This is a genomic window from Candidatus Cloacimonadota bacterium, from assembly GCA_011372345.1.
GTDB lineage: Bacteria > Cloacimonadota > Cloacimonadia > Cloacimonadales > TCS61 > DRTC01.
In genome coordinates this window covers 1-3,455 of the sequence record DRTC01000290.1, presented here as the reverse complement: position 1 = coordinate 3,455, position 3,455 = coordinate 1, and the positions used below count along the sequence as shown (strand labels likewise).

Below are 3,455 nucleotides of genomic sequence, written 5' to 3'. Positions count from 1 at the left end.
GCCAGAAAAATTTTTCATCATCGATTTTAGGTTTATCTTTTGTCGGAATTAATTTTATTACTGCTGAATCCACTTTCGGTTTGGGATAAAAAAGATGCGGTTTGACAGTGAATTCATACGAAACATCAAAATAGAATTGCATTTTCAAGGTTAAAATTCCATAATCTTTGATCCCGATTTTTGCATTGATTCTTTGAGCAACTTCTTTCTGGATCATGATCACGATCTGTGAGAATTTCTCTGCAAAAGAGACTACTTTAAACAGAAATGGTGAAGTTATCTGATACGGAAGATTTGCTACGATTTTTATTTTTTCGTTTGGAAAAAAATCTTCCCAATCTGCTTTCAGAATATCTTTTTTAATTAAATTTAATTTATTGGAAAATTTATCTTCAAGGATCGGATACAGTTTTTCATCGATCTCGAAAGCAGTTAGATCGCAGCCTGTCTGTAAAAGTTCTTCCGTTAAAATTCCTTTTCCCGGACCGACTTCCCAGACAAAATCTTCTGCTTGAATATCCGCAACATTAACAATTTTCCTGACGATGTTTTTATCTGTCAGGAAATGTTGTCCGAGAGATTTTTTTGGTTTGTCCATGAAAGATAATACACCTTTTAACATTCTTTTTTTTATTTTTGAACTTTTTCCATTTAGAATTTATCAGGTTAATTGTAAAGGTAAAATCTTTGATTTTTGTACTTTACTCGCTTTTCCCAAAAAAACTTAAAAAATCTTTGACACAAAAATCGGCATTTAAAAAAGTGCTTCTACTTGTTTACTAAAGATAAACGGGGGCGTAGTTCAGTTGGTTAGAACGTCTGCCTGTCACGCAGAAGGTCACGAGTTCGAGTCCCGTCGCTCCCGCCATTTTAAGCCGATTCGAGAGAATCGGTTTTTTTTTTGAGGTTTGATGTTTTATACATACATCATGTATTCAGAATCAAAAGACAAATATTATATTCAGACCCCCTGACCTCAAAGATTTTACGATGACACCAATTTCGTAACCAACCGTAAATTTGTGCCTGGAAATATAGTCTCGGTATTGTTGATTTCTTGGCAAAGTTTTCGGATAATTTTATCAGAAGATTCGTTTGTTAAATTATGCAATGAAATCTCAAGGATTTTATTTTCATTGTCCGGTTTAATATCGACTTCCGTTTTAAAAACCTGTCTCAATAGAGCACGAGCATCATCCTTTCGTGACATATATTGCCGGATTATTCCAACCATCGCTGTTTCCGCTCTGTAAGCAATCATCTTTACCGTATCAACGATAAGTTTTTTCTCTTTTGCCAGACTTTTGAATTTCTCCGATTCCGGCAAATTTTCAATCCTGATATGCCGTTTTGTCGCTTTACGCTGAACCTTCAATTCGATAAGATCATTTTCAAATAATTCAATCTCTTCTAATAATTCAGCTCTTTCCTTCTCGATTTCCAGTCGTTTCATTTCCGGCATTGAAAAATCGATCTTCATTTCATAGAATTTTGCTCTCCTTCTGCATAATTTTCCGGCAATGCTTTTTATCTGATTCGCTATTTTTCGATATTCGGGATTAACAACCATTATGGTGTCATCTAACTCTTCGGTTTCATATTCGATAAGTCTATCTATTCCATAATGCTCCATCATATATTTAAAGAAGTTTTCCTGACACCATCGACTAAACATTTTCATTGCGAGAGTTCCTGTTTCGGATAAAAAATCGGTCGTTATGATAGAGGTTTGATGATCGGATTTAGTCAATTTACGGATTTCTCTAACCCAAATTTTACTACTTAAAAATGTACCGCGTTCAGCAAGAAACATCTCTTCGATTTCACCATTACTCAATTTCACATTTACTTTCCGGAATTCATCTAAATCCCACTTATCTTTGACATATTTACGATATGAACAACAAGCGATTCGCTTTTTCCACATTTTTTGGAAGAACACCGGGCTGTATCCTTCACGGTCGAAAACCAGCATAAATCGTGATAGATAGCGGTCAGTCTTGAATTCTTCCACACTTGGCTGGTTGGGAACATCCTCCAATAATCGAGGAATAATATCATTCTTTAGAGCGGCAAGCAAACCGGCATTTTCTGCTTTTCTAACAACGAAAAATGGAAGACCGAGAAGATCGTTCACCCAAAAATCCGACATTCCGCTTAAACATAATCTTTGTCTCGATAAATAGCGACGCGGAAGTTTGGTCAGTTTTCCATAATAAGGTTTGATATGACCATCGATGTATAAAGTTCCGGCTGTTTCGGGAGACGCTTCCATCCAATCTTTGGATAACTCCGAACCCCATTCCGATGCCTGATTTTGAGATGACAGATATTTCAACTTTCGACGCAGTGTTTTTACTTCAGGAACTCGATCGAGACCGATTAATTTTCCTAATTCACCAGGTGCTGTATTTCGCAGATTTTCCGGTGATTTCAGACGGAGTAAAGCCATAAACGCAATCGTCAGAAACAAATGGCGGATTCCATAAAAACCTTTAGTGAATTGAAAATATTGTTTCAAATGACGCAAAAGTCCGTTTTCCAGAAGAGCAGGTAACGCCAAAAGAACTCCGCCAAACGACACATCTTTCAGCATTTGAAAACGACTCTTCGCTTCTACGAGAAGACCTTGTGACGCTAATACTCTATCGAAAGAACGAGTGCAGGCACGACCCATCCCCGATTTATTGTCGATTAAAATACGGTCACTTTTGCTCTCGAAATGTTCCTTTATCGTTTTTTTACTTTATATAACCGGTTCTGATAGATAGCTTTTTGAATTGTATTCTTTTTTACTCCGGTTTTTTCTGAAATGTGTTCTACATCTTCACCTGCATCGAGTAACTCCTGAATCTCATTTAAACGATCAGGAGTTAATACCGGTGAGGAACGAGACCTGCTTTTGTGAAAGAAACCACCGGCTCCTTTTTCCTGATATTTTTTCACCCAACGTTTTAAACCTGAACTGCTGATCCCAAAAGCACGAACAATATCTGATTGACTAGAATTCCCGCAAAGATAAAGCTGACTGACAAACATTTTAAAGGATTGATAATCGTCTGATGAATGATGGTAAATCGGCATTTGACCGTTAAAATAATAGACATAATTTCCCTTTTTGACAAAAATAACAAACTCGTTGATCAAAGTTATTTCTTACGGAAAAAAGGGCAAAAGCATCTGCGGAATAATCACCTTCCTCTTAAATATTTCTGAAAACAGGTTCTTTTTAAAATCCTTTTATTGGCAAGAAATAAAAGGAGCAAGAAGATGTAAATCCTTTGAAAATAAAAAATTACAATTTTTTCCGTTTTTTGAGGTCAGGAGTTCTGAACTTAAACAAGAATAAATGATCAGATTCAAATCTGATGATATGTATCAAGTGCTGTTTTATATAAATGCGATTTTTGATTAACTGAAACAATAAACAAACATGAATGTTTGTTTTACATTTC

General features: G+C 35.8%; 3 protein-coding genes and 1 tRNA gene. 1 reads left to right on the top strand and 3 read right to left on the bottom strand.

Annotated elements, in window-relative coordinates; genetic code table 11:
* On the bottom strand, nucleotides 1-622 hold a 622-nt coding region (gene rsmA, locus ENL20_05705), incomplete at its 3' end, for a ribosomal RNA small subunit methyltransferase A (protein HHE38050.1).
* A 169-nt stretch (nucleotides 623-791) separates the two neighbouring features.
* Between rsmA and ENL20_05700 the strand changes: the two genes are divergently transcribed.
* Nucleotides 792-868 (top strand) — tRNA-Asp (locus tag ENL20_05700).
* A 117-nt stretch (nucleotides 869-985) separates the two neighbouring features.
* Here ENL20_05700 and ENL20_05695 read toward each other — a convergent pair.
* Together ENL20_05695 and ENL20_05690 are read right to left on the bottom strand one after the other, a co-directional pair.
* Entirely contained in the window at nucleotides 986-2,596 is a 1,611-nt protein-coding gene (locus ENL20_05695) for a hypothetical protein (GenBank protein HHE38049.1), read from the bottom strand.
* A gap of 134 nt (nucleotides 2,597-2,730) precedes the next feature.
* Complete coding sequence (locus ENL20_05690) at nucleotides 2,731-3,147, bottom strand: hypothetical protein (GenBank protein ID HHE38048.1); 417 nt, start codon at nucleotides 3,145-3,147, stop codon at nucleotides 2,731-2,733.
* Nucleotides 3,148-3,455 lie beyond the last annotated feature (308 nt).

What these genes read in the sequence shown, in the direction of transcription:
- ENL20_05695 (HHE38049.1), bottom strand. Translation starts at nt 2,596, where the DNA reads ATGCTGAAAGATGTGTCGTTTGGCGGAGTTCTTTTGGCGTTACCTGCT.